We start from the raw sequence: 5,530 nt of genomic DNA, 5'->3' as shown, positions 1-5,530 counted from the left end.
TGTGGCTTTCTAGTCACCACGTATTAGGCAGCATGGGGTGAGCCGCCAAAACTCTGTTCCCCATGCTGCGTCCATGATCACAAAAGCCGCCTCCTGCTTGGATTATGAAGCATGAGACGGGCTTTTCAGCATTAGTTGTCGTTTTTCCTGCATATCTACATAATTTTTCATCCATGCCATTGGCACTTATTCCTTTGTTGCCATTCTGCGTGGGTGGTAACAGCAAGTCAAAAAAGGATCGAGAATGTTTTTCATTAACCAAATTAACGGCTGAGGAAAAAAGGGTTTTAGAGATTTTAGACATCAAAAAGTATGCCCTCGGGGGGTAATACGTTTCTATCCCCTGAAAGTCTTGTGGTTACTGGGCTGAGGGGTTATTGTAATCGTTATTTCGTAAACTCACGCTAGGCAGAATTGCCGGGCTGTGGGAGACCACTTTTATTGTTCATGCCGTAGGAACCGTTGTGGTGGGCATATTGGTCTTTGTCTGCCGCCTGGGAACCTGCGACCTGGGCAAATGGATGGGGCCCCTGGTACACCTACCTGGCGGCGTCTTAAGCGTACTCATCGTCTACATGGTGGCCCGCAGCATCCCCGCCGTGGGCGTTGCCCCGGCCACCACCGCCATCATCGTAGGACAGGTCCTAACCGCCGCCGCCATCGACCACCTGGGCCTCTTAGGGGTGGCCCGCATCCCCTTCAGCTGGTATCACATGGCCGGCACTTTTCTCATGGCCGGCGGGGCGTTTTTGTTGTTGAAGAAATAACCGTTCCTGAACACATAGACATAAGCAGACAAAGCCTGCTGAATCTACTGACGCAAGGCGAACAGCGTTCCCTACGATTCGTGCCGGGGAATCCCACCCCGGAACCGGAACCCGTTGATCCGCCTGACCCAGTATAACCGGGTCAGGTTTCATGTTTACGGAACACGATCAGGGCCGTACTTGTATAGGTACGCATAAGCTGTGAAACAACAAGTCGGTGCCTGAAAGGTTGGAGAGGTTTCTCCCTCTGTCCGGCCGCCCTGTTAGAGCCACTTTATAAACCACCGGTATAAACCAAAAACATTAGGAGTGCGTGATCCCGGCCATCCTTGCAGGTAACCGGGAGGCGTTGCCCTAATTGGTTTATACCGGTATGTTTATCTATCCGCGCTGAGTAGTGCTATCCTCAGATAAAAAGGTAAGTCATTTTAAGCACAAGACCACCAAGATAAAGCACCCCTGGACCAACGGTTATGCTGAACGATTTATTCAGACTCTATACCAGGAATTTTTCCAGGTAGCATTAAGGCGCAAAAGATATTTCTCTGTAGAAGAACTCCAGTCTGACCTGAACAAATTTTTGCTCTATTATAACTGGGAACGCCCTCACCAAGGMCGTCGTACCAGGGGCAGAACACCGGCACAGGCATTCTTTGTACCATATACTGATCAACTACTCCTGCCAGCCCCGAAGCTCGCTGCTTAAGATGCAAAAAACAGTGGAACAAAGTGGCGGTCTTGACTGCCACCCCGCGTGTGGTCAGCTTTGACTACCGACGGGGCGGCTCCGGGGACATTGCTTTAACAGATTGCGCCCCGCCAGTTACTCGATTGTACCACACGCGGGGACCCCGGCCGTCAAGACTTCCCTTCGGCGTCACTTTAATTTAAGTTAACCTCTGGTGCTCACCAAGAACATTTTAGGATAATAAGGGGAGCTGTTATTTATTTCCAAAGTGTCAATACCTTGACAACTTAATTCATGTAACTGTACGCTATCTTTGCAACGCTCTGGAGTGGATAACGAACATATCAAATGGCAACGCCTCAACGAATAAGGATAGCATACTGGCTGGCTATGGATTTTTATGGTATTCAGATAAAACAAATCTTTCGATTCTTCTTAATTCTTCACATAATTCATCTTGAGATATATTTAACAACAAAGATATTTCTGTTAAAGTATGTACCTTATTATCAATTAAACCACTTCTTAACTTAAATAAATAAGAATCTTTATCGTTTAGTTTATTCACAATCTTTAGTAATTTTTCCTTGTCAAAATCCATTTTCATAGTCCTTTCTTGTTAAAAATAACATTATCAATAATCCCAATTATTATTTTCTTTATATAAGCAAATAACCATTATGCGGCCGCTTTCACCGACTTTTGAATATCGCCCATCATCTTCTCCGGACTGTAGTCAACGCCCTTGCTCAGAATGGCGTAGAATACCCGGATGAGCTTGCCACAGAGGGCGACAATAGATTGCATCTTGTTTAGCGGGTTCTTCTCCCTTGTTAGGTTGCGGTGGTGTAGTTCCCGGAACTCCGGGTTTTTACCCAAGATGGCAATCATGGCCATGAACAGCCCCTGTCGTAATCGCTTCCGCCCCCGGTGACTGATGGTTGTCTTTCCTTTGTGTTTGCCGGAGCTGTTCTCTACCAGGTTGAAACCGGCCAGTTTTTGTATCTGACGCGGGTCTTCGAACCTGCGGATATCCCCGGTTTCGCTGACAAAGGTTGTGCCGTAACCAACCCAACTCCTTTGATTCCCAGAAGTTTAACTGCATTCGGTACCTGAAGCAGCAATTCCCACATCAGTTGTTCCAAACGTTCATACTGCGCACGGTACAAATCGTATTCTGCAAGCAGGTTCTGCAGGCTGGCTTCCGAAGCTACATGACCGTTGGTTCTGCCGATGCTGTTGGACGCCGCTTTTACCAGCGCTTGCGCTCTTTTTTTGCCTACGGACCGCTTCACAACTGTCCTCCATGTGGCCGGTATTTTGTCCTCGCCCGCCTCCAAAACCTTGGCCGGTGTTGGAAACGTTCGAAGTGTCAGAAGCGCCGTTTTTCCTGTCCATTTCTTGAATACCCCTTCAAACTCTGGAAACCGGATATCCAGCCAGCGAACAACCCTGTTGTGGATAGCATTCAGCTGCTCTTGCAGCCGTTCTCTTTCAGCCACTGCTTCTCGCAGTTCCTGATAGATGTCGTCCGGTATGTACACCTCCCGGTAACGCCCGTCTTTCACCAACATGGCGATGGTCTTCGGATCCTTTCGGTCATTCTTGGTGGGGCTGTTGTCATCCAGTTCCTTGGTTCGTTTGACATGGAATGGGTTGACTATTGCCAGTTTATGACCTTGGCACTTGAGGTGGTCTCCCAATGAAAACCAGTAATGTCCAGTAGCTCAAAGCCGGCGATGACTTCCGTCTTTCCTTGCTGCTTACATATGTCCTGCATCCACCGTTCCAGGAGTTCGAATCCTTCCACCGTGTTGTTGAATTTCAGCAGTTTGGCCAGTTCAATCCCCCTGTAATCAAAGGCTCTGGCGTAGTGGGTTTCTTTCCCAATGTCGATTCCGACCATCAAGGTTTCAATTTTTATTTGCGAAATCTTCTCGTTTTGTGTACGATTCATATAGAGGCGCCTCCTCAATCTGGTTTTGTGCCTTTCTTTGCGGGATCAGCACATTACCATTGTATTGATGGGCGTCTCGTTTTTCAAAGGTCATTTTAAATGATTACAGGAATGCTCCTGTCTTAGCGTATACAATTAGCGTATACAAGAGGATTATTCTTGAGCGTGATGGCAATGCCCTTTTTTGTTCTAGCCTATGTATTGTTGCCGTTCTCTGTACTTTTATTATGCCAAAAACAACCACTGCCCCCTTTTTGTCAAGAGTATCGAAAAAAAGACTATTACGCAATAATGCAAGCCCGACCCCATTCACCCTATGTCATAAATTTTCCAGGAAGAAAACTTATTCAGTTTGACTAAACAAATCGTTTTAACCCCATAGCCCTCTTGACCTATAAACACACCATTAACCCCATTATTATAATCAGCTTTTGGGTTTAGTTTTAAAAAATACTTTACTTTATAAATAGCTATATCATATGGGTCTTTTTTGAAGCGACCTTTTTCATTGTACTTTATCCAATTCTTTTGTAGCTGAGATTCTTTTTCATCCTTCTCAATGCTTATAATTTTGTAATACTCAACAGCATCGAAAGTATAAATTGTATTTTTACCATGTTCGTATAAAGTTGCCTTGACCAAGTCGAGATTCTTGATGTTTACTCCCTCAAAATACATTTGGACAACCTCGTCAGGGTCGCTTCTCCAGACTCTTAAATTAAGTTCGATTTCTTTGTTTAAAAAAGCTAGTAAACCTAGAATAAAAATTAGAAAAAGTATTGTCGGTCGAATTATTCTTTTTCTATCCATGTTCTTCATCCTTACATAAATATCTTCATGCAGGGGTAATTACCCCTGCATGAGTTCTTTTAATATCCTTGTAAGTACTAGTTATCAAAGGTAGTTGACTTAAAGGAAATTCCTCTTAACTTTCCACTTGGACCAACCATTCAAAAAATTTTGATAGGGGGTAATCTAATCTATTGTTGGTATGGGCACAGTAAACTATATCGGGGAGACTTCCTGGTTTGTACACAGCTGATGTATATATGGAATGATAATATTCAGAATACCAATCCGGAAATCCTTGTATAACATCTCCGTAGATATATATCCTAAATTAAAGGTGCTGGGGGTTTTATCAACTTGATAAGCCGTTCCTTTAGGCCCGGTTCCTGTGTTCCCAGTAACATAATTATAAAACTGATTAACACTTTTCGAGTTCACTACCTCCATTAATTGTTTTTAAAGGAGTCTACTTAAAATAATTATTATTACATTTGATCCACCACCCTTTTCCACTAGACAGACCAGGAGGTAGACTGGTTTTAAAAATAAATCACAATATATTTACAAATATCGACATAATACTTTAGCCGCCGGGAAAACCTTGGACTTTTGTCCGAGATGGAAAGGCCTGGACGGAGCATTCGGGAACGGGTGGCGGTAGTAGCCCGAATGAACCGAGAAGCCTCACGTTTTCTCTGGAAATCTGATTATAACCCTAAACCAATTCGGCATCAGTTGTTTTAGTAAATTTATCTTTTTTTGTGTTCTCTGACCCAACGACCAACCATATTGGAATTCAAATCATACCGCCTGGCTACTACTGCATTATTTCCTGTTTCCAGGGCTTCCTGAATAACTTGCTGTTTGAAATCATTAGTGTACTTTTTCCTTGTCATTTATTCATCTCCCCCTGAAACCATTACAAGATTGTTAGGGGGCTAAGAAGCATTAATTGCAGGAGAGCCTTCCGAAAGCACCTGACAGGATTTTAAGAAAATAGTATTTTTAACGGGTAGAATAGCCAATAATCATCAAACAATAAAACCCATGCTCCCCATAGTAAAATACCAAAAATACAGGCCGTAAATGTATATAATGGATAAAGAAAACTAGACAAAAAAACAGCTTTATTTAAGGTGGATCGTTGCCGTGAGAAAATCATATTCTGGGGAGTTCAAAGCCAAGGTTGTACTGGAAATTCTCAAGGAAGAGAAAACCATATCCCAGATTGCTTCAGAGTATGGGATTCATCCAAATCAATTGCTTAAATGGAAAAAAGAGGCAATAAGATCTCTGGCAGAAGTTCTTGAAGATGGTCGTAGAAAGAGT

General features: G+C 43.6%; 7 protein-coding genes and 1 pseudogene. 3 read left to right on the top strand and 5 right to left on the bottom strand.

Translation table 11 applies throughout. The features are described from left to right. Nucleotides 1-13 precede the first annotated feature (13 nt). Complete coding sequence (locus P378_RS19490; protein ID WP_180261028.1) at nucleotides 14-307, bottom strand: hypothetical protein; 294 nt, start codon at nucleotides 305-307, stop codon at nucleotides 14-16. A 106-nt stretch (nucleotides 308-413) separates the two neighbouring features. Between P378_RS19490 and P378_RS08330 the strand changes: the two genes are divergently transcribed. Both P378_RS08330 and P378_RS08325 read left to right on the top strand, forming a co-directional pair. Next, entirely contained in the window at nucleotides 414-767 is a 354-nt protein-coding gene (locus P378_RS08330) for a DMT family transporter (RefSeq protein ID WP_099082919.1), read from the top strand. 397 nt (nucleotides 768-1,164) lie between these two features. Then, a complete protein-coding gene (locus P378_RS08325; protein ID WP_238473042.1) occupies nucleotides 1,165-1,473 on the top strand; it encodes an integrase core domain-containing protein in 309 nt (102 codons plus the stop codon). 370 nt (nucleotides 1,474-1,843) lie between these two features. Here P378_RS08325 and P378_RS18950 read toward each other — a convergent pair whose 3' ends face one another. The 4 genes and pseudogenes from P378_RS18950 to P378_RS08310 all read right to left on the bottom strand — a co-directional run bounded on the left by P378_RS18950 (nucleotide 1,844) and on the right by P378_RS08310 (nucleotide 5,097). Further along, a complete protein-coding gene (locus P378_RS18950; RefSeq protein ID WP_143338439.1) occupies nucleotides 1,844-2,056 on the bottom strand; it encodes a hypothetical protein in 213 nt (70 codons plus the stop codon). 77 nt (nucleotides 2,057-2,133) lie between these two features. Further along, nucleotides 2,134-3,412: pseudogene (locus tag P378_RS08320) on the bottom strand (IS110 family RNA-guided transposase). A 309-nt stretch (nucleotides 3,413-3,721) separates the two neighbouring features. Continuing rightward, nucleotides 3,722-4,222 (bottom strand): DUF4829 domain-containing protein, encoded by a 501-nt coding sequence (locus tag P378_RS08315; protein WP_180261027.1) that lies wholly within the window; start codon nucleotides 4,220-4,222, stop codon nucleotides 3,722-3,724. A gap of 728 nt (nucleotides 4,223-4,950) precedes the next feature. Continuing rightward, on the bottom strand, nucleotides 4,951-5,097 hold the full coding sequence (locus P378_RS08310) for a transposase (RefSeq protein ID WP_099082917.1): 147 nt from the start codon (nucleotides 5,095-5,097) through the stop codon (nucleotides 4,951-4,953). A gap of 253 nt (nucleotides 5,098-5,350) precedes the next feature. Between P378_RS08310 and P378_RS08305 the strand changes: the two genes are divergently transcribed. Next, the coding region (locus P378_RS08305; RefSeq protein ID WP_143338438.1) for a transposase at nucleotides 5,351-5,530 on the top strand (180 nt) is incomplete at its 3' end.

It is taken from the genome of Desulforamulus profundi (assembly GCF_002607855.1).
Note: the sequence above shows the minus strand (reverse complement) of the source record. Positions and strands in the feature narration are given on the sequence as shown.

Excerpts from the sequence above, each read along its gene's own strand:
- P378_RS18950 (WP_143338439.1), bottom strand. The coding sequence starts at position 2,056 with ATGGATTTTGACAAGGAAAAATTACTAAAGATTGTGAATAAACTAAAC.
- P378_RS08315 (WP_180261027.1), bottom strand. The coding sequence starts at position 4,222 with ATGGATAGAAAAAGAATAATTCGACCGACAATACTTTTTCTAATTTTT.
- P378_RS08310 (WP_099082917.1), bottom strand. The coding sequence starts at position 5,097 with ATGACAAGGAAAAAGTACACTAATGATTTCAAACAGCAAGTTATTCAG.